General features: G+C 37.5%; 16 protein-coding genes. 14 read left to right on the top strand and 2 right to left on the bottom strand.

Going from position 1 to position 21843, the window contains the following annotated elements; all coding sequences use genetic code 11:
* Nucleotide 1: 1 nt before the first annotated feature.
* Both G7Y56_RS16270 and G7Y56_RS16265 read left to right on the top strand, forming a co-directional pair.
* Nucleotides 2-691 (top strand): LytTR family DNA-binding domain-containing protein, encoded by a 690-nt coding sequence (locus G7Y56_RS16270; RefSeq protein WP_165045202.1) that lies wholly within the window; start codon nucleotides 2-4, stop codon nucleotides 689-691.
* A gap of 114 nt (nucleotides 692-805) precedes the next feature.
* Nucleotides 806-2065 carry a peptidase E gene (locus G7Y56_RS16265; RefSeq protein ID WP_165045200.1) on the top strand — a complete coding sequence of 420 codons (1260 nt, stop codon included), beginning with the start codon at nucleotides 806-808 and terminating at the stop codon, nucleotides 2063-2065.
* A 67-nt stretch (nucleotides 2066-2132) separates the two neighbouring features.
* Here the strand turns inward: G7Y56_RS16265 and G7Y56_RS16260 are convergent, their stop codons facing one another.
* Both G7Y56_RS16260 and G7Y56_RS16255 read right to left on the bottom strand, forming a co-directional pair.
* Nucleotides 2133-2942, bottom strand: coding sequence for a hypothetical protein (locus G7Y56_RS16260; protein ID WP_165045198.1), 810 nt, complete (start codon nucleotides 2940-2942; stop codon nucleotides 2133-2135).
* Between the two features lie 104 nt (nucleotides 2943-3046).
* A complete protein-coding gene (locus G7Y56_RS16255) occupies nucleotides 3047-5881 on the bottom strand; it encodes a triple tyrosine motif-containing protein (protein ID WP_165045197.1) in 2835 nt (944 codons plus the stop codon).
* A gap of 454 nt (nucleotides 5882-6335) precedes the next feature.
* Here G7Y56_RS16255 and G7Y56_RS16250 point away from each other — a divergent pair, with 454 nt between their 5' ends.
* From G7Y56_RS16250 to G7Y56_RS16195, 12 genes are all read left to right on the top strand, one after another.
* Nucleotides 6336-9530, top strand: a complete 3195-nt coding sequence (locus tag G7Y56_RS16250) for a TonB-dependent receptor (RefSeq protein ID WP_165045195.1) — start codon at nucleotides 6336-6338, stop codon at nucleotides 9528-9530.
* A gap of 12 nt (nucleotides 9531-9542) precedes the next feature.
* Nucleotides 9543-11075, top strand: a complete 1533-nt coding sequence (locus G7Y56_RS16245; RefSeq protein WP_165045193.1) for a RagB/SusD family nutrient uptake outer membrane protein — start codon at nucleotides 9543-9545, stop codon at nucleotides 11073-11075.
* A gap of 22 nt (nucleotides 11076-11097) precedes the next feature.
* Nucleotides 11098-11994: a PKD domain-containing protein gene (locus tag G7Y56_RS16240; protein ID WP_165045191.1), complete on the top strand. Its 897-nt coding sequence runs from the start codon at nucleotides 11098-11100 to the stop codon at nucleotides 11992-11994.
* A 76-nt stretch (nucleotides 11995-12070) separates the two neighbouring features.
* Entirely contained in the window at nucleotides 12071-12916 is an 846-nt protein-coding gene (locus tag G7Y56_RS16235; protein ID WP_165045189.1) for a family 16 glycosylhydrolase, read from the top strand.
* A 34-nt stretch (nucleotides 12917-12950) separates the two neighbouring features.
* Nucleotides 12951-15335 carry a beta-glucosidase BglX gene (bglX, locus tag G7Y56_RS16230; protein WP_165045187.1) on the top strand — a complete coding sequence of 795 codons (2385 nt, stop codon included), beginning with the start codon at nucleotides 12951-12953 and terminating at the stop codon, nucleotides 15333-15335.
* Nucleotides 15336-15442: 107 nt separating this feature from the next.
* The gene (locus G7Y56_RS16225; protein ID WP_165045185.1) at nucleotides 15443-16690 is read left to right on the top strand and encodes a glycoside hydrolase family 5 protein; all 1248 of its coding nucleotides are present in this window, start codon (nucleotides 15443-15445) and stop codon (nucleotides 16688-16690) included.
* 178 nt (nucleotides 16691-16868) lie between these two features.
* Nucleotides 16869-17675 carry a GNAT family N-acetyltransferase gene (locus G7Y56_RS16220; protein ID WP_165045183.1) on the top strand — a complete coding sequence of 269 codons (807 nt, stop codon included), beginning with the start codon at nucleotides 16869-16871 and terminating at the stop codon, nucleotides 17673-17675.
* 14 nt (nucleotides 17676-17689) lie between these two features.
* Nucleotides 17690-18304, top strand: coding sequence for an NUDIX domain-containing protein (locus G7Y56_RS16215; protein WP_165045181.1), 615 nt, complete (start codon nucleotides 17690-17692; stop codon nucleotides 18302-18304).
* A 79-nt stretch (nucleotides 18305-18383) separates the two neighbouring features.
* Nucleotides 18384-18929, top strand: coding sequence for an isochorismatase family protein (locus tag G7Y56_RS16210; RefSeq protein WP_165045179.1), 546 nt, complete (start codon nucleotides 18384-18386; stop codon nucleotides 18927-18929).
* Between the two features lie 136 nt (nucleotides 18930-19065).
* Nucleotides 19066-19995 (top strand): alpha/beta fold hydrolase, encoded by a 930-nt coding sequence (locus G7Y56_RS16205; protein WP_165045177.1) that lies wholly within the window; start codon nucleotides 19066-19068, stop codon nucleotides 19993-19995.
* Nucleotides 19996-20061: 66 nt separating this feature from the next.
* Complete coding sequence (locus G7Y56_RS16200; protein ID WP_165045175.1) at nucleotides 20062-20535, top strand: YdeI/OmpD-associated family protein; 474 nt, start codon at nucleotides 20062-20064, stop codon at nucleotides 20533-20535.
* Between the two features lie 206 nt (nucleotides 20536-20741).
* Nucleotides 20742-21629: a HEPN domain-containing protein gene (locus G7Y56_RS16195; RefSeq protein ID WP_165045173.1), complete on the top strand. Its 888-nt coding sequence runs from the start codon at nucleotides 20742-20744 to the stop codon at nucleotides 21627-21629.
* Nucleotides 21630-21843: the final 214 nt, after the last annotated feature.

Genomic DNA, 21843 nt, shown 5'->3' with positions numbered 1-21843 from the left:
TATGGAAATTAAATGCATTATTACAGATGATGAACCTATTGCCAGAAAGGGATTGCGCAGCTATATAGATAAATTTCCTTTCCTTAAACTAATAGGTGAGTGTGAAAATGCCATACAGTTGAATACGATGCTAAAAACTGTACAGCCTGATTTACTCTTTCTGGATATAGAAATGCCGAATATGTCGGGATTAGATTTATTATCGACAATCAGTAATCCACCCAAAGTGATTATTATTTCGGCTTATGCACAATATGCCCTCAAAGGTTACGAACTGGATGTGGTCGACTATCTTCTCAAACCTGTAACCCTCGAACGTTTTACAAAAGCTATCAACAAAGTCCATGACTTACTCGAAAAAGAAGTAAAGGATAATACAACTAAATATATATTCGTAAAAAGTGGCAAACAAATGAAAAAGATATTTTTAACCGATATCTTATTCATTGAGAGTATGGAAAACTACATAACGATTTATACAACTGAATCGAAAGAGATTGTCCATACTACATTGAAACAAATGCTGGAAGCTCTTCCGAGTGATATATTTCTACAAACTCACCGATCATATATCGCCAATATCCGCCAAGTTAAAGCTATTGAAGGTAATCAGCTGAATATAGGGATATATAAAGTCCCCATTGCACGCAATCTTCAAAATCATGTTTTTGAAATTATACTCAATAATTAATTGACTTTGAGTATAAAATAATAATACATTTGCAAAAGTTTATCTTGCAACAAATCTTTGTTGTATTTCAAGACCTAAGACAAAACAAGAGAATAAATACAATCTAATTAAACTATGAAAAAAGCAAGCCGATTATCACAATCTAAAAAGTATTTCTACTTATCTATTTTTGTCGTATGCATTACTTTACTGAACACTACGACTATTTATGCCCAAAATCGCACAAATAATACAAAACCCGACCAGACCATTTTTGCTTTCGGGGGAGATATTAACGATAAATTTGTACAATATGTTGTCGATTTAACTGGAAAAACAAATCCGAAAATTTGTTACGTTCCTACCGCTAGTGCAGATAATGAGGATAATATAAAATACTGGAAATATATATGTGAAAAATTAGCTATCGAACCTCATATTCTTAAGGTCTGGGTGAGTTCTACTCATGAATCCAAAACATTCGAAGAGACTCTACTAGATATGGATGCCATTGTAGTAGGAGGTGGAAATACGCTGAATATGCTCGGAATATGGAAAGCTCAGGGAATTGATGAAATAATGGGAAAAGCACTTAAGAAAGGAATTATCCTCGCCGGAGGAAGTGCCGGTTCTATTTGTTGGTTTCAGAACGGTATCAGTGACTCCCGTCCTGTTCACCTCAGTATAGTGGATGGCTTAGCATATCTCCCTTATAGTAATTGCCCTCATTATTCCGACAGCTTAAAAAAAGAGATCTACCATCAAAAAATAAAGAGCCATGAGATGAATTCAGGTTATGCGAGTGACGATTTATCGGGTATTCTGTTCAAAAATGGAAAATTTGTAGAGGCAGTCAGTAAAAATGAAATCAACAACTCCTATTTTGTTACATTGAAAAACGGAACTATACAGACCGAACAATTGAAATCGAAAATACTGATTGACAAAAATGCGATATCGCAAAATAGCTATAAAGCCATAAATATAGATAAAGAGGTAAGGGATTTCGCCGAAAGAAACGAGCAAGACACTCCATTAAATGCATTCATTTCTATAAAGTATATTTTGGCAAACGGGCAATCTTCAAAATTAAAACAATTGACCTGTAATTTTTTGCAAACTTGTATGAAAGATGATGTTACAGATGAGATAATAAGCGAAGAGAGAAGAAATAAGATACTGAATACCTATATCAACAAAATACTTATTTACAACGACTCGCTAGCAGCCGTTATTAGTAAAATATCCGATGACTTTTATGGCATCTGGTATTTTTACAAAGAAGGAGGGAAATGGTTAAGTGCAGGCGAAGATATGGGCGGTGAAACCATAATCGAAACCGAGATATCTTTTAGAGAAAAAGCAGCGGTACACTTAAACAGAATAGAGAATTGAGTTATAAATTGGACAATATAAATAGAATAAGCTGGTACAGATATCCGGCTTATTCTATTTTGTGCTGTTACATATTTTGGAAATCCTCCTTTGACATTAATACTAACGATTCTTTCTCACAATCCCATATACTCACATAGTTTTGCGACATGACAATATGTTGCTTCCACTTGGCATACTTAGCATATAGCATCAATGTGCAAATATCCGTCGGAGTTATAAAATCCCCCGTTTCGCCAGTATGCGAATGAACAGAGCCAACAGCATTCTGTCCATCTTCAAAATATATTGGAATCAGGTTTCTATGCAGCTCTTTTTTAGTCAGGAGCATATCTTTTTTATCAAAAGTCAATAGATAGTCATTACCAAAGAGAACAACATCTGTAAGCTTAGTTCCTGTCAACACATATACTTTCTTCTCCCCATTGAAAATCAAAGGAATCATGTTGAGACTCGTATTCGTATATGTTTTAAATAAGGCCGTATCTTGTTGTATCTCTGCCAGAGCTTTAGCCCTGATTGTAAACAAATGTTTCTCATTTTCGTTGAATTCTCTCTCTTTAAAGTCAATAGAAGCAGTCTCTATCACTTTTAAGTCTCCATAAGAAACAACTCCAAGCACCTTGGGATTTGCTCCCTTTGAGAAGAATAGACACTTAGGAGTATTCGATTCCAGATAAGAGAAATAGCCTCCTACCCTTTCTCTTTCTTTATAGTTTTCGAAAAAAATATCCGTACCATGCCATGCTGCCAATTCCAAGCGATAAAGCAACTTTCCCTCTTCGGTAAGTTGTTGTGCTTTTTTCTCTAAATCGATATTCTGAGAAAAAGCATTTAAGGCAATGAATGCTAGCAGAAAAACTAATAATTTTCTCATATGTAAATATTTATCAACTTGATAAGATCTTCTATTGCATTAATGATGCAAAGATAAACCATTTGCGATAAAGTTCTTTTAAAGTCGTGCTAGTTATAATCTAATTATAAACTTTGAAGATATTCCGATAAATTGACATCGCGGTCTAAATTCATCTTTTTTCTTAGCCTGTATCTGTTAACCTCCACACCACGAACTGAAATATTCAGCATCGGAGCTATTTCTTTTGTAGAAAGATTCATGTTCAGATAAGCGCAAAGAATCTTGTCGTTTCTGCTAAGTCCGGGAAATTTATCATCTAACAACTCGAAAAAATCCTGATGAACAAGGTTAAAATTCGATTTGAAAACTTCGAAATCATCATCGTTATCAATATTGCTGTTTATCTGACTTATCAATCGCATTACTTTCTGCCTGATGGAATTTAAGTTCTTCTCATCATCGATAGCTTTCGATATAGCCAGTGCATCTTTTTTTACATCCTCAAGAATCTCATTTTTTCTTATAACATTAAGTATATACCCTGTTAGCTCTTGTGTTTTAAAATGCAATTCTGTTTGGAGCTTATCATTTTGAAGCTGGTATATTGCCTGATCTTTTATCTTGTTTTCTTCCTCATGGCGTTTAGTTTGAGCCACTAATTCCTCTCCCTTTTGATAAATTATTTTCTTTTGTTTACCAATCGTCTTCTTATATAAGATGAACAACAAAACGACTGCAAGCAGCGAATACAAAATATAGGCCAAAGCAGATCTGTACCAAGGCGGAGTAATTGTAAATTCGACCTCGGTTATTGCAGAATCCCGACTACCATTGACAACAGCTCTCACCTCAAATAAATATTTCCCTACCGGTAAATTAGTATACTCTTTTAATGTATTAGCCGACGGAACACTCCATTCCTCATCTAGCCCTTTAAGCGTATAAGAATACTGAATATCAGGGGCAGAGGGAAAATCCGTCGCAGCAAAATGAATACTTATCGAATTTTGAGAGTAAGGTATGAATATCTGTTTTTCTGTATTTCCATAACTTACAATACTATCATTCTTGAGACTAACGATTTTTCTTATGTAAGTATTAACCGGTCGATTTGGTAATCCTTTTTTAGAAAAATCAATTTTTAAAAAAGCATTGTCTACCGATACAATAGCAGAAGCAGAGTCAATAATATGAACACTTTCGTAGTTACCAACCAATTCGTCAGACAATCCCCAATTATAAATATCAGATTTATATTCCCCCGATACATACGGCAATAATTTAAGATTATTATCAGAAACAAACCAAATATTTTTCAAACTGTCTACCGACAGATATTCGTAATATCTCGGCCCTTCAAGCATTGATTCTAATTGAGCATAATGATCGAAACGATCCGTTATGCGGCTATATTGATATATCCCATCCTGCGCACAAATAATAAGATTGTTATCTACCTTTCTGAAAAAAGAGTTCTCCCCTATGCTCGATCCTTTTAAAGGATATATTTTCTGATTTATAAGTTTATTAAATTCTGTATCGAAAGTTACTCTCTGTATTTGCCTACTAGCATTCACAATCCAAAAATTATAACTCTCCTCATCTTCGACAAAACCTCTGGCTGAACCGTTAAAATTGGGAACCCGATGTGAAAAGACCCATCGTTTATTCTTCTTTTCTAAAATACTGAAACTGGAATAAGTACCTACAATCAATCTATTTTTATCTGCAGATAAAGGGTAGATTTCCCATACACCCGGCAAATCTATTTTATATTTACCTGCCGGACCTAAGACTATAATACCGTTATCGCCCGAACTAAATAAAGTATTATCGATAACGGTTAGAGACCATATCTGTCCCTCCGAGCCTTCTATCAATGTATACCCTCCGTCTTTATTCAATTTATAAAGCCCCTGATTTGTTCCCAGATAGAGTTCGTTGTTGTATTTAGCAGAACAATATCCGGTTCCTATCGGGGAAACAGTAGCGAAAAGAGGACGCATAGGTGAATTTAAATCTATATAACTAATACCCTTATCGAGTCCCAGCCAAAGATTCTGATCCTTATCAAAATAAGAATTAAGAATCGTATTATTTTTCAACCCATTATCTAAATTGAAAACCTCTTTATATGATGGATTTTTCAAATCGAATATAAAAAAGCCCTTCTGCACAGAGCCCAAAGCGACCTTGCTACCCGATACAGAAGTACTGAATAATTGATTATTATTTATAAAATTATCTGCAATAGATTTCACCTTCGATATATTATCACCTTCGATAATATATAATCCAAACTGGGCTGTAGTAACCAGTATATTATTGTTGTAAGTGATCAGGCTAACCAATTTCTTCCCTTTAAACAGATCAGAGACAGGCAGAAATTCTAAAACATCGTTTTTATTCAAATAAAAAATACCATCCGAAGAGCCTATGTAAACCTTATCCCCATATAATGTAGAACAATCTATTTTTGTTTTAGCGTCAATAGAATTGATCTGTTTGTTTTTGTTATTATATATATGGATAGTTCTATCACTCAAAAAATAAATCCTGTCTCTATATTCTAAAATATTCCATACTTCTCCTCCATAATCTTCTATACCCTGAGACAATGAATTATAAACAAGCAACCCTCTGTTATTAGCCTCAAAATAGCCAAACTCCGAACTTCCTCCAACATATATTCTGTTGCCGATCGCCTTTACGGAGCGAACTATATTGTTTCTTACTGTATATAGCGACCAGTTAACCCCATCGAATTCGAGCAATCCACTGGAGTTAGCCGCATATATCCATCCATTATCTCGTTGAGTTATAGCCCAGTTTTGAAAACCGGCTTTATATTGATTCCGCTCATAATTTACAACTTTGCGTTGCCAACCGGATGACGAAAGTCCATCTATAGGGAGGAATAATAATATTATAATGATCCCCAAAAAAGTATATTTCATATTCAGTATAGATTTACGGTATAAATAAATAAACCCCATATTAATCAAATTGTTTAATTTAATCTGAGATTAATCCATTTTTCAGCTACCGATTAGTTCTTTATTTATAAAAAAATATGTTAAATACTCGAATAAATAAATACCGATACAAATAGTTGTATTTTCTACACAATATCGCATGAGCAGCAGTTTTTCATACTTAAGCACTTCTACAACACCAAAAGTATTATTATAATATCAAACAAGCAATATCTCATATAAAAAAATAATATATGCCTATATATTAGAAACTTACAATTACAAAGTAGTAGTATTGACGTAATTATTAATGCTATTTTTTGAGTTTTTGACGTATTAGTATATTTTAAATAAAGAGGGGGCTAAACGTATGTTTGTATAAATTAATCTTAAAAGAGATTAAAAACCATAATTCAACAACCTTAATTTAGTTATCATGAAGAGAGAACTTTTTTTTTGGAAGATATTAATTATCCTTCCCTTATTTCTTTTTTCTTCTCTGGCTGTTTTTGGACAAACATCCGAAATAAAAGGAACTGTAATAGATGCAGTCACAGGAGAATCTTTAATCGGGGTATCAGTAGCCGAACGAGGCACCACAAATGGAACAATGACCGATATGGAGGGTCAATATTCCATTAAAATACCAGCCGGTGCTACCCTAGTTTTCACCTATGTGGGATATGAGTCTCAAGATCACAGAGGTGTAACCGCCAATTTCGATGTAGCCATGAAACCATCCCAACAAACACTCGATGAAGTAATTGTTGTCGGTTATGGTGTTCAGAAAAAGAGTGTAGTAACTGCAGCAATCAGTCGGGTAACAGCCGAAGACTTAAGTATAGCCCAACCTTCCCGGATCGAAGATGTTTTGAAAGGCCGTGTAGCAGGAGTACAAATAACCCAAAGTTCGGGTCAACCCGGATCCGATTCGAAAGTACGCATCCGTGGTATCGGTACAGTCAACAACAGTGATCCTCTCTATATAGTAGACGGTATGCCTGTCGACGGAGGCATCAGGTATCTGAATCCTGTTGATATACAATCGGTAGAAATACTAAAAGATGCAGCTTCGGCCGCAATCTATGGAGCCCGTGCTGCAAATGGAGTAGTGCTCGTTACTACCAAAGCCGGAAAGCAAGGTAAGGCAACCGTAAGCTACAATGTCGAATATGGATGGCAAAACCCATGGAAGAAAAAATCGGTACTCGATGCCCGGGAATATATGGTTATCATGAATGAAGGGCAAATAAACGACGGCAACGCACCCTATTACTCTTCGCAAGAGATTTCTTCTTCAGGGAAAGGAACCGACTGGCAACAAGAAACTTTCAACTTCAACGCACCCATAAAAAATCATCAGGTCAGTGTTAACGGAGGAAGTGAAAAAGTTCAGTACTTTTTCTCATTAGGTTACTTCAATCAGGAAGGTATTGTCGGAGGTAATTATGGCAAATCAAATTTCGAACGTTGGAGTCTCCGTTCAAATACAATAGCCGAAGTCTTTGAAGCAAAAGAACGTAGCTTTTTTAATAAAATAAGGGTAGGCGTAAATATCGGATATTCGAGAGGAACATCAGCCAGTATAGATGCCAATTCCGAGTTTGGCTCTGTTTTAGGTAGTGCATTAGCTTTTAACCCACTAATACCAGTATATGCCGATGAAGAAACTTCTGCCGCTATCTTAGCTCAGTACCCCAATGCGGTAAGAGACAGAAACGGAAATGTATTCTCTATTCCTCCTGCTGGTTTTCAAGAAATAGCTAATCCGGTAGCAATGCTAAATCAACCCAGAGCAGAAAAAAATAATGAAGACAAATTTGTAGGTACGTTCTGGGGAGAAATAGATATTCTTCCGATGTTGAAATTTAGAAGTAGTTATGGCTTCGACCTCGCCTTCTGGGGAATAGATGGTTATGAATTCCCATATTTCTTAGCCTCTCAAGGCAAGAATGTATCACAAAGCTCTGTTTGGAGCGAAATGAACCGTGGATACAAATGGCAGGTTGAAAATGTATTAACCTATAGTCAGACGTACGATGGAAAGCATAATCTGAGCGCTGTATTAGGACAATCGTCACTAAAATACACATATCGCCATCTACGTGGCAATGATTATGATTTATTAGAAACTGATCCTAGTAAAGCAAATATAAATTCGGCTATTGCTGATCGCGACAAAGAACGTGTCGAAGGAGGAACCGGTGGATACAATTTCACCTCACTAGCTTCCTATTTCGGTCGCGTAGACTATAATTACGATGAACGTTATATGGTACAACTCACTGTTCGCCGCGACGGATCTTCGAGATTCGGGGCAAATCACAAATGGGCAGTATTTCCTGCAGTATCAGTAGGTTGGAATATATTGAATGAGCCTTATATGCAAAACCGCCCAAGCTTTTTAGATGCATTAAAACTTCGTTTCAGCTGGGGTAAGAATGGTAATGAAAATATAGGTAATTTCCGTTATACATCGTTAATGGATGGTGGACAAAACTACTATTTTGGTGGAGGTTATTCTGTAGCAACGGCAAGCAAAGATGGTGTTATGCAATATGGAACTTCGCCGGCAGCAATCCCCAATCCCGATGTAAAATGGGAAGAATCGGAACAAACCAATATCGGATTTGATGCACGCTTCCTTAAAAGTGCCTTAAGTTTCAGCTTCGATTATTATAAAAAGAAAACCAATGGTATGTTGATGGATCAGCCTATCCCAAATTATGTAGGCCAAGGTGCTCCTATTGCCAATGTAGGCGACATGGAGAACTGGGGTGTCGAATTTGAGCTTGGCTGGAAACAAGAGATTAACGACTTTAATTATTTTGTATCGGCAAATGCTTCTTTCCTTAGAAATAAATTAATAAGACTAGGTAATGCCAGCGGAGAAGCAATTTACGAATCTGCGGGTGCCTCGGGATTAGGGAGCTATATAAAAGGAAAAAATGGTGAAGTATGGCCTTTTTTCTATGGATATAAAACAGATGGAATATTCCAGAATCAAGGGGAGATTGATGCTTATGTGAATGACAAGGGCGAAAAAATGCAATCAAACGCACAACCGGGAGATGTTCGCTTCAGAGATTACAACAACGATGGTATTATTGACGATAACGATAAAACAAATATTGGAAAAGGTATGCCCGATTGGACATTCGGATTTACAGTGGGTGGTGAATGGAAAGGATTCGACCTGAGCGTCTTCTTCCAGGGAGTTACCGGTAACAATATATTCGATTTCTCTCAACGCGGTGACATACCTGCTATGAACCGACCAACTTGGATACTTGACCGTTGGCACGGAGAAGGTACTTCGAATCATATTCCTCGCATGACTACTGCAAATGCCAATAGTAACTGGCGCTCTTCAGATCTTTTCATCAAAAACGGATCTTACCTTCGCCTGAGAAACGCTCAGTTTGGCTACACTTTACCTATGGTTTTGACCAGAAGAGTTTCTATACAAAAGCTGAGAATTTACCTTGCAGCTGAGAATCTTCTTACTTTCACCGGATACGATGGATTTGATCCTGAAATTGCCTCCGGAGATTATAATAGAATTGGAGTCGATCGTGGTATATACCCTCAATCAAGAACTATTTCGATAGGTGCTAACATAAATTTTTAATTGAATACAGCTATGAAAAAATATAAATTTTTAATGATAGTAGCCACTTTAGCCGGATCCATTTTTATGGCTTCTTGTGGTGATGATTTCTTGACTGCAGCTCCCACAGAGCAGCAAGAGGCAGGCGGACCTGCAACCGAGGGAGCTATACTTTCCAATCTAGGATCAGCTTATCAGATACTACTATTTGATAGTTATGCCGGAGGTAATTATAATGCCGTACTTCTAATGTCTGATCTCCGTTCTGACGACCTATTTAAAGGGGGTGGCGATGCAGGAGACCAAGGGCAGCTATATAAATTATCTCAGTTCACCTCCACGGCAGCCGAAACACTGAACGGTCTTTGGGACAATTATTTTAAAGGATTAGCCCGTTGTAACAACGTAATTATTGCTTGCGACAATGCTGTAAATGTAAATCCGGACAAACTGGAACAGTATAGAGCAGAAGCTCATTTCCTCCGTGCTTATTATGTACACCTTCTCTGGAAATATTGGGGAAATATTCCATATTTTGAGCAACCGTTGGTAACCCCTCCTTATATGACCAAACAACTCAGTGCCGATGAAATCTATAAAGAAATCATGGAAGATATTGACTTTGCATGTACCGAAGGCAAACTTCAAATGAAAACATCGGGAACTAATCTCGGTCGTGTGTCACGAGCGGCGGCACTAATGCTGAAAGCACGTGTAGTTCTTTACCAAAAAGACAACACACGTTATGCCGAAATTACAAACGATATGGCAACGATTATCAAGAGTACTGAATTTTCATTAATGGATGATTTTGGTACTATCTGGGCCGATGAAAACGAATTCTGCAAAGAGTCTATTTTCGAAAGCAACCAGCTACCCGAAGGTAAAACATGGGGCGAATCTTGGCAAGGTTTTGGGACAAATTTACCTGCATTTATCTCGCCAAACGATCTAAAAGATGCAGCTGGTATATTTAAAGGAGGATGGGGGTTTGCACCTGTTCGTCAGGCTGCTTACAATATGTATGAAGAAGGAGATACCCGTCGCGCCGGCTCTATAAACGCATGGCCAAAAGGAACATATGCATCACGCTTTCAAGATACAGGCTTATTCCAACGTAAATATGCTGCACGCGAAGGCTACAATCCGCCTCCGGGAGATGTAGATTTGAACTATGCCAATAATCTGCGTATTTTCCGCTACTCTGAAACATTGCTTAACTATGCCGAATTAGTTAAAATACAAGGACAAGCAGAAGCCGGAGTATCAGCTCAAGATTGTCTGGATAAAGTACGTAAGCGTGCTTTCGGTGCAGACAAACCGATACCGGCAACGGCTGCAAACATCAAGCTGGAGCGACGTCGCGAATTTCTAGGCGAAGGTATGCGTTTTTGGGATCTGGTTCGTTGGGGCGATGCACCTTCGATACTTACAGAAAATAATGCCGCATTTAACTCTGTCAGAACTTTTGAAGACTGGAAAAAGCACTTGCCTATTCCTCAACTGGAAATAGAAAAGACAAAAGGAACAGAATATGAGTTGAAGCAAAATAATGGATGGCAATAATCATTTATAAAGAAATCAAAAGATGAAAAATATAATCAAATTTGGAATTTTGGCACTGATAACTGTCTTTGCAATGGCAGCTTGTGATCCGCAAGAAGGTGACAACCATTCGCTGGGCACGCCCGATACAGTTACTGCCGATCAGGTGTCTTTTAGCTATGCAGCCTCTCCTACAAATGATAATATTATTACTTTCACCAATACATCTGATACTAAAGTACCCTATTCTTTCTTATGGGATCTGGGTAATGGTGTAACAAGTAAAGATAAAGCTATAACCGGAGAATATCCTTTTGCAGGAGATTATACTGTAACATTAACATTGTACACTGCAGACGGTTCCGCGACGGTTAATAGTCAGGTGATTCACATAGATAAAAATGATTATTCGTTACTGAATACACCTATGTATATTGCATTGACAGGAGGACTCGAAAATACGAGTGGTAAAACATGGGTATTCGACAGAACTCAAAACGGTCACTTTGGTGTCGGTCCTATCGATTCTGATACACCATCGTGGTGGAGTTGTGAAGCCGAAGGAAAAGCCAATTGCAGTTTGTATAATCAAGAATTCACATTTACACTGACTGGTGTGATACTAAAATGGACCAACGGAGGAAAGATTTATACCAATGAACCCGGACGCGCAGCTTTAGCAGCTCTAGGCTATACTAAATCTTCTGTACCGCCTGCCGGTGATTTTGATGTGGAATATGCTCCAAAAGAATCATATACTTTCTCTTTGAGTGAATCGACAAAAACTCTTACATTAAGTAGCGGTGCATTCTTCGGACATTATACAGGAAGTTCGAAATATACCATTCTTAGTTTAACTGAAGACGAACTTTATCTTAAAGTAAATAGTACTGTCGAATCAGGTAGCGCATGGTGGTATCGATTCGTATCTAAAAAGTAAATAATTAAATAGATAGGTTGTCTGATAGAAATTATAAATAATCATTCAGGCAACCTATTTTTCATTAAGAATAGTTATGAAACATATATACTACCTCATCCCCTGCTTCCTTCTCTTATGCGATTATGCATGTAGCCAAGACATACAGGAAAAAAGCAAGACAGATATTCTATCAAATTACAACCTCATCTGGCAGGACGAATTTAACGAAGCTCCAAACACAAATGGTACCCTGCCCCTACCGGGAAGCCAATGGTGGTTCGAAACCGGAAATCATGGCTGGGGCAACAACGAGCCGCAAAATTATGTGGATAGAATTCTCGAAAAAGATACAGTTGCCAAAATACAAAACGGTTCGCTTATCATCACAGCATTTAAGTTAGAAACCCCATATCAAGGTTCTGATATTATTTCAGCCCGAATGAATACAACTAAATCATGGAAATACGGTTATTTCGAAATGCGAGCTAAGCTTCCCGGAGGCAAAGGCACTTGGTCGGCATTCTGGATGCTACCCAAAAACATTAAGTCGTGGCCACTCGACGGCGAAATAGACATTATGGAATATGTAGGCTACAAACCCGGTGTAGTTCATGCTTCGGTACATACCGACACATACAATCATAAAATAGGAACGGAGAAAACAAAAACCATCGATATAGAAACTGCGGAAACCGAATTTCATGTTTATGGTTTGGAATGGACGGAAGATTTCATCACCGGATATGTAGATAATGTAGCCTATTTTACATTCAAGAATGATAAAAAAGGAAATAAAAATACTTGGCCGTTTAACGAACCGTTCTATCTAAAACTCAATCTTGCTATAGGCGGAGATTGGGGAGGAACAAAAGGCATCGATCCCGATATCTTTCCTGCACGTTACGAAATAGATTACGTAAGGGTATACCAAAAACAATGAAAATTATATCCTTATTAATAAAATAGATACCAAAATGAAAAGACTAAAATTTCTAGGCATTTCAGCCTTACTCCTATTCTGCTCGTTGGCATACGCACAGAAAGATGTTGAAAAACGTGTCGAAGACTTGTTGGCAAAAATGACCTTGGAAGAGAAAATCGGTCAGATGAACCAAGTCAGCTTTTTTTCGATCGACGATAAGGCCATTGCTCAATACAGCGACGATGATATGAATACCTTCCTTATAAGGATGGGAGTTGCCGGAGGACAAGGACAAAAAAAGCCAACCGAGATGAGCAAAGAAGAGAAGGTTGCTCTTATCAAACAGGCAGCAGGCAAAATACTTGACGAAAACATTACTCAACCTATAAAAAAAGGTGAAATAGGTTCATTACTGAACATTACCGACCCTGAAATGATAAATACACTCCAAAGGGCAGCATTGAAAGAAAGCCGCTTAGGTATACCTATGATTATCGGTCGGGATGTTATCCACGGATTCAAAACTATATTTCCTATCCCTCTGGGACAAGCAGCCTCGTTCAATCCACAGTTGGTAGAAGATGGTGCACGTGTCGCAGCTATCGAAGCCCGATCGACAGGTATCAACTGGACTTTTGCTCCGATGCTCGATATTTCGCGCGATGCTCGTTGGGGGCGAATTGCCGAAAGTCTTGGCGAAGACCCTTATCTGGGATCGCAACTCGGAGCAGCAATGGTAAAAGGATTTCAAGGTGGAGGCGATTTAGCCGACCCTAATTCCATTGCAGCTTGCGTAAAACATTTTATCGGATATGGTGCGGCCGAAGGCGGCCGTGACTATAACAGCACAAATATCCCACCCTATCTGATGCGAAACGTATATCTCCCTCCTTTCCATAGTGCCATCGAAGCAGGAGCAGCTACACTCATGACATCATTCAACGACAATGATGGTATCCCGGCTTCGGGTAACGAATATATACTGAAAAATATCCTGCGTGACGAATGGAAGTTCGACGGCTTTGTTGTTTCCGATTGGGCATCGATGGGCGAAATGATTCCTCATGGTTATGCAAAAAATGACAAACAGGTGGCAGAAGTTTCTGCGAATGCTGGCATAGACATGGAAATGGTAAGCGGTACTTATATGAAATACCTGCCCGAATTGGTTAAAGAAGGCAAAGTGTCTGTACAAACTATCGATAATGCCGTTCGCAATATCTTACGGATTAAATTTCGCATGGGATTGTTCGAAAATCCGTATGCCGACACAAAAAAACCGTCGGTATTATATGCTGCCGATCATCTGAAAGCTGCACGGGAAGCAGCTATACAATCGGCTATTCTATTGAAAAACGATAACAATATCTTACCGTTAGCCGAAAATAAGAAAATAGCTGTTATAGGCCCTATGGCAGATGCTTCGCACGATCAGTTGGGAACATGGATATTCGATGGAGATAAAAACTATACTGTAACTCCTATCGGCGCTCTGAAAAATGACTACAAGAATATCAACTATGTATATGAACCGGCATTAGCTTATTCGCGCGATAAGAATACGGCTAATTTTGAGAAAGCAAAACAAGCAGCGGCATCTGCAGATGTAGCAATTGTATTTTTAGGTGAAGAATCTATCTTATCGGGAGAAGCTCACTCATTGTCGAATATCAATCTGATAGGTGAACAATCTAATCTATTGAAGGCTGTAAAGAGTGCAGGTAAACCTGTGATATTGGTTATCATGGCAGGCAGACCGTTGACTATCGAGCGTGACCTTCCGTATGCTGATGCAGTACTCTATAATTTCCATCCGGGAACGATGGGTGGCCCTGCTATTTTCGATCTTATTTTCGGCAAAGCAAATCCTAGCGGTAAACTACCGGCCACATTTGTACGTGAAGTAGGACAGATACCAATGTATTACAATCATAACAATACAGGTCGTCCTGCACCCGAGAAAGTAATGACTTTAGATCAGATTGAGCAAGAGGCCGGTCAGACATCGCTTGGTAATACATCGTTCTATCTTGATTCCGGAAAAGATCCCTTATTCCCATTTGGATATGGATTATCATATAGTACATTCGAATATTCAGATCTCACATTATCATCTTCGTCTATCCCGATGAACGGAACAATAACAGCGAAAGTAACGCTTAAAAACACAAGTAATACAGATGGAACAGAAGTAGTTCAACTTTATATTCAAGATATCGTAGGATCACTCGTCCGCCCTGTAAAAGAACTGAAAGGCTTTCAACGTATAGCACTCAAGGCTGGGGAATCGAAAGTGGTCGAATTTAAAATTTCGACAGACGATCTTGCTTTTTATGGTCGTGATCTAAAGAAAAAGGCAGAAGCAGGCGATTTTAATATTTGGGTTGGAGGCAACAGCAATGCTAAATTAAAAAGCACTTTTTCTGTAACAGAATAATAAATAAGTATATAGCGAAGGTATAAGAGTTACCGTGAATGTAATTTTTATACCTTTAGCCTATAAAACACGCTTGAAGATAATTATAATGAAAACACGCTAAAATTATGAAGAAACTAATCTATTTATTCCTATTTCCCCTCCTGCTCTTAGGTTGTGGGTCGAAAGAACAAACTGAGCCACAACACGCCGAACGCTTTATCCGTGTAAATGGCCCCGACCTGATAAAACCGAATGGAGAGAAATTATTCATACAAGGCATTAATCTGGGTAACTGGCTCAATCCCGAAGGTTATATGTTCTTCTTTGGCGATGTGAGTTCGTACCGTGTGATCAACGAAGCATTCTGCGAAATGGTCGGTCCCGATTTCACAAATTGGTTCTGGAACGAGTTTAAGAAAAACTATATCACCGAAGATGATATAAAGTATATAAAACAAACGGGGATGAATTCGGTCAGAATTCCATTTCATTATAAGCTCTTTACCAATGAAGATTACATGGGCTTGGATTCTAACCAGAATGGCTTTGAACTGATAGATAATGCCATAGAATGGTGCCGTAAGCAAAACCTATACGTTATTCTGGATATGCACGATGCTCCCGGAGGACAAACAGGCGACAATATAGATGATAGCTACGGATACCCATGGCTAATGGAAAGTGAGCAGAGCAAAGAATTATTCTGCGATATATGGAAGAAAGTGGCAGAGCATTACAAGAACGATACAATAATACTAGGTTACGACTTGCTTAATGAGCCTATTGCACACTATTTTATGGAAGATTACGCACACCTGAACGACTCGCTAGAGCCTTTGTATAAAAGATGTGTAGATTCGATAAGAACTGTCGACAACAATCATATCGTATTGCTGGGCGGTGCTCAATGGAATGGTAATTTCACTGTCTTCAATGATTCTAAGTTCGACGATAAAATGATGTACACATGTCACCGCTACTGGTGCGATACATTACAAGCCAACATTCAGGATTTTGTAAATTTCAGAGATAGCGTGAACCTCCCCATGTATATGGGCGAAACAGGTGAAAATTCAGACGAATGGATTGCAGGATGGACTCGCCTGATGGAACGTAACAACATTGGATGGCACTATTGGCCATACAAAAAGATGGTACCAAAAAGCTGTATGGTAACGATCCCGACTCCCGAAAACTGGGATTTGATTGTTGAATACACTAAACAAGATAGAAGCAATTTTGCTAAAATAAGAAATGCCAGACCAAATCAGGAAAAAGTGAAGAAAGCAATGACTGATTTACTTGAAAATATGAAATTCAGTAATTGCACAAAAAATGAAGGTTACATTACTGCACTAGGGATGAAACCATGAAATAATAATTTGTTTTCTAGGTGCGCAAATTATTAAAAAGGTAAGGGGCTTTCCGTTAGAGGATAGTCCCTTATTTAGTGTATAAGTGATACAAAATTGATAATTATTCGTTAGCCGATAAAGCAAGCGGACCTCTTAAAGTATTATCTTTAAACCTCGAAAAATATAATGAGTTAAGATGAAACGTTTAGACAAGCAATATTACAACAAAGTAATCGAACCACTAAAGTTGGTAACGATTAATAACCTTTTTGCACGCTCGGTTGTTGAGCAGAAAGTGGAAGGCGAAATTTTTGTGGATAACATAAAAGACCCCAAAACATTTTATGTTATTCACCCCTATGGTATGTCGCTGCTATTTGGCAATTTCGATAATGAAACGTTTAATTCTGAATTTAAAGAATATGTACTGAATACCAATCACAATAGAAAAGGCGATGAATGGATGCAGGTATTTCCTACCGATTGGGAACAAGTACTTAAGGATTTGTTTAACGACATACCAAGCAATATTGTAGAATTTAACACACGAACTAATTTCAACCTCAACATAGACAAATATTTTGATACTAAGAGCATGCGGGAGAAAGCAGACCCTCTTGTTCGGATTGCACGAACAGATAAAGAAACTTGCGAAAGCATAAAAGGAACTGTTATTCCTCTTAAATTCTGGAATGGTTCGGCCGACTTCGTGGAGAATGGCGTCGGGTTTAGCTCATTCTATAACGGCGAGTTAGCCTCAACGGCATTTTCAGCTTTTATCCATGACAACAAATTGGAACTGGGCATTGAAACATCAGAAGAATTTAAGGGTAAAGGTCTGGCATATAAAACATGTTCTGCACTCATCGACTATTGTATAGAAAATAAACTCGAGCCTCTCTGGGCTTGCAGATCGGATAATACAGGTTCGTACAAATTAGCCGAAACTCTCGGTTTTGAAAAATCGATAGAAACAGCCTATTATAAATTGGGTGTAAAATAAATCATATAAAAAGAATGGAAGAAATATTTAGTGTATTCGACGAAGCTTACACTAAGATAGGCGTTGCGACAAGAGATGAAACGCATCGGATTGGCCTTTGGCACGAAACCTTTCATTGTTGGTTTTATTATCGGGATGGTTCTGATACTTATCTTTATTTTCAACAACGTTCGGATACCAAAAAAGACTACGCGGGGTTGTTCGATATTACTGCTGCCGGTCATCTGCTCTCGACAGAAAGCCTCTGCGATGGTGTACGTGAAGTTGAAGAGGAACTTGGTATTCGGGTAGATTACTCCGATCTCAAATATTTAGGTTATCTGCCAATCAGTATAACACTTCCCAATATTATCGACAACGAATTCACTAACATTTTTACTTTAGAGCGTAAATTCTCACCGCAGGATTTTACACTTCAGAAAGAAGAGGTTCAGGGTATTTACGAAGTTTCTGTATCGGAATTAGAAAAAGTAATGGCAAATGAGTACTATGAGGTTCAGGTAAATGGCTTCACGATAGTTGACAACAGCCATCAGCCTTCTACCAAGATGTTTAACCGTGCGAACCTATGTGCATTATGTCCTGAATATTATACTTTTCTGATTGAGCATTTCCGAGAATTAAGATAAAGAATATACCCATCGGATAGATTCATTAATAGAAAAAACGGTAATTTTATTGACGGAAATAAAATCACAACATTGAATTATGAAAGCACTTTTGATTATCGACATGCAAATAGGTAGTTTCAAACCTTACTCTATTCGCCATAATACGTTACAAAAAATCGAACAGATTAATTTGCTCTCCAGAAAGTTTCGTAGCGCAGGGTATCCTGTGATATATATCAAACACGATGGGACAAAAGAAGAATATCTTCTTCCACAAACCGAAGACTTTGAAATATTACCCGAATTAATACAAGAGCCTTCGGATATAGTTGTAGTAAAGGAAGCCAATGATGCCTTTTACAATACCGAATTACTGTCTACTCTTATCGGGAAAAACATCGATGAATTGTATTTCTGCGGATGTGCTACCGACTTTTGTGTCGATGCGACAATTAAAACTGCTCTGGTCAACGACTTTAAGATATATATTGCTTCCGACGCACACACTACGGCATCGCGCCCACAAGTAGATGCTCCGACAATAATAGAGTATTACAATTGGCTATGGAGCAATATGACTCCTACGAAACATAACATATCTGTATGCTCTACCCAAGACATTATCTCAAGTCTGGAGATATAGATAACAATTGCATCCGAAACTACCCAAAATAATTATAATATGATAGAACTAAGTATTCGTAAAGCAAATGACAATGATTTTAATGAGATTTTCGGATTACTAAAACAACTTTGCCCAAATTAAAAAAGTTCATAAGATGAAATCCACACTTCCTTATTTAGCCTTGCTTACTATTCTTTCAATCAATTCAGCAAAAGGACAAACTATTTATTCGCAAAGTTATGGCAGCAGTTTAAGCCCTGCCATTATATATGTACATGGAGGCCCAAGTTCAAATACGACATTATTTGAAGCGACCACAGCTCAGCGACTTGCCGAATTAGGGTTTTATGTTATAGCTTATGACCGAAGAGGGGAAGGGCGTTCTACGGATCCTGACGCAACATTTACTTTCGAAGAATCATCCAATGACCTTGTTGCTATTTATGAGAAATACAATATAGAACAGGCAAATATTCTAGCACATAGCTTTGGAGGAATAGTTGCTACATTCTTCGCAGAACAGCACCCGGAGAAAGTAAATTCGATCATCCTTGCAGGAGCTTTATTTTCGCAACAAGAAACCTATGACCACATATTGAATACCGTAGAGAAAATTTATCGTAAAAACGGCAATAAGCAGATGTTGAATAAAATTGAAGAAACCAGACAGCTACCCAAAAATACTGCCGAATACCGTGCAGCATGTTTCGATCTCGCTGATGGCTTTTTTGATATGCCGAAACCAACAAAAGAATCTATGAAATTACGAGAAGAATATCAGAAGAGTGATTTTTATAAAAGCAATATCAGAAATAGGAATGCTCCTGCAATATTTTTTCAGAATGAGACACTAAATAACGTTGATACAAAACCTATTCTCGAAAAATTGAAAACCCAAAACATTCACATATTTGCTATTTATGGAAAACAAGACAGAATTTTTTCGAAAAAGCAATTAGAAGATATGAAAGCGATTGCGGGTAAAGAAAACTTTACATTGATCGATAATTGCTCTCATTTTCTGTATGTTGATCAACAAGAACTTTTTCTCGAAACTATTTCCAAATATATGAAACAAAAATAAAACAAGTAGTTACCGTGTTTACAACTATTTGCGGCACAGCGTCTAACAATAAAATCAGAAAGCAAAATGGAAAAACCATTGATAAATAAAAAATATTTGCTCGAAAAATTTCCCGAAAAGGGCGGCTGGACTTACACCGAGATACCAGAAATTCCGATGGGCAAGGCATCTTTCGGGATGCTGAAAGTAAAAGGGAGTATTGATGGTTTTGAAATCAAAAAATATCATTTAATGCCATTTGGGAACGGCAAACTGTTTCTTCCTGTAAAAGCAGAGATACGAAAAAAGATAAAGAAACAGGCAGGCGATTATGTTCATGTGATTTTATATCCCGATAATGAACCGCTGGAAGTTCCCGAAGAACTACTATTGTGTCTGCGAGACGAGCCTGAAGCATTTCAGTTCTTTAATTCACTCAGCGAAGGCGAACAACACAATTACATCAAGTGGATATATTCTGCAAAAACAGACCAAACGAAAGTAGACAGAATAGCAAAAACACTTATCAGACTTTCCAAACGCCAAAAGTTTACAGACTGACAATAGAACAAGAATCAAGCCGACATAAATACTAAAATGAATTTATATATATCTGCGGTCTTAATTCGTCGGTTTGTATGAAGTGATTAAACCAACAATGGCAGGATGTAGATACAAATATACTATTTTATCAGAAAAGTTAATTTCTGTTTTGCTTTTTTGAATATCTTTATATTCTTAATTTTAAGGTTATAAATAGAACCCGAATGAAAAAGTCAATCACATATTTACCATCTACCAATCAGAGAGATTTGCACTATATTGTTGAAACCGTTTTACAGCGGTTGAAACAAACCGAGATGATAATACTTTTCGGCAGTTATGCCCGAAATGATTATGTGGTGTATGATGAGAAATATGAGTTTGGCAAAATACAGTTCTATGTAAGCGATTACGATATATTGGTCGTGACCAGTGGAGTTTCGGACGGAGTAGCAATTAAGGCCCTCGGTAATATAGAAGATTTGTACTACGACAGGGCAAAAGACCCCGATCGACAACCACCTGTTCAGTTTATCAGTGAGGATATGAAAAAGCTGAACAAGTATCTGAAAGAGGGTAGATATTTTTACACGCAGATCAAACAGGAAGGTGTAATATTATATGACAGTGGGAAATATAAATTAGCTCGCCGTCGTAAACTCAATTTTGAAGAAATCAAGCAACAGGCTCAAGAGTATTTTGATGATAAGTTTGATAGAGCTAATAGTTTCTTAAGAAGTGCAAATCATGACTATAATGATAAAGAATATAAAATGTGTTCTTTTCATCTTCATCAAGCCTGTGAAAATTATATATATGCTGTCCGTTTGGTTTTTACGTTAGAAAATCCGAAGCAACATAACTTATCGAAACTATTAAACTCCGTAAAGAAATATTCTCATGAGTTTATAAAAGTCTTTCCGCAAGATACTCCTGAAGAAAAACGCCTTTTCGAACTTGTCAAAGCTGCTTATGTAAATGGAAGATACGACCCTGATTTTGTGGTAACAAAAGAGGATATTGATGCGTTGGTTCCTAAAGTAGAATTACTTCGGGATATTACTAAAGATATTTGTGAGGAGAAGATCAAGGAATACGAGGAAGAAAACTAACATAGAATCATTCTTTAATAATGACTTAGATTCAAATAATAACCAGTCAAAAGTTCTTCTGATAAATTATAAATGAATTGCATATTTTGTAACTTGATTAAAAATGAAAAAAGTATTATTGTTATTAGCGGATGGATTTGAAACATTTGAAGCAAGTGTATTCATTGATGTTATAGGCTGGAATCTTGTTGAAGGAGATAACTCTACCGAATTA

Origin of the sequence: Dysgonomonas sp. ZJ709, assembly GCF_011039195.1 — a bacterium.
Lineage (GTDB): Bacteria > Bacteroidota > Bacteroidia > Bacteroidales > Dysgonomonadaceae > Dysgonomonas.
This window is presented reverse-complemented; position numbering and strand designations above follow the sequence as displayed.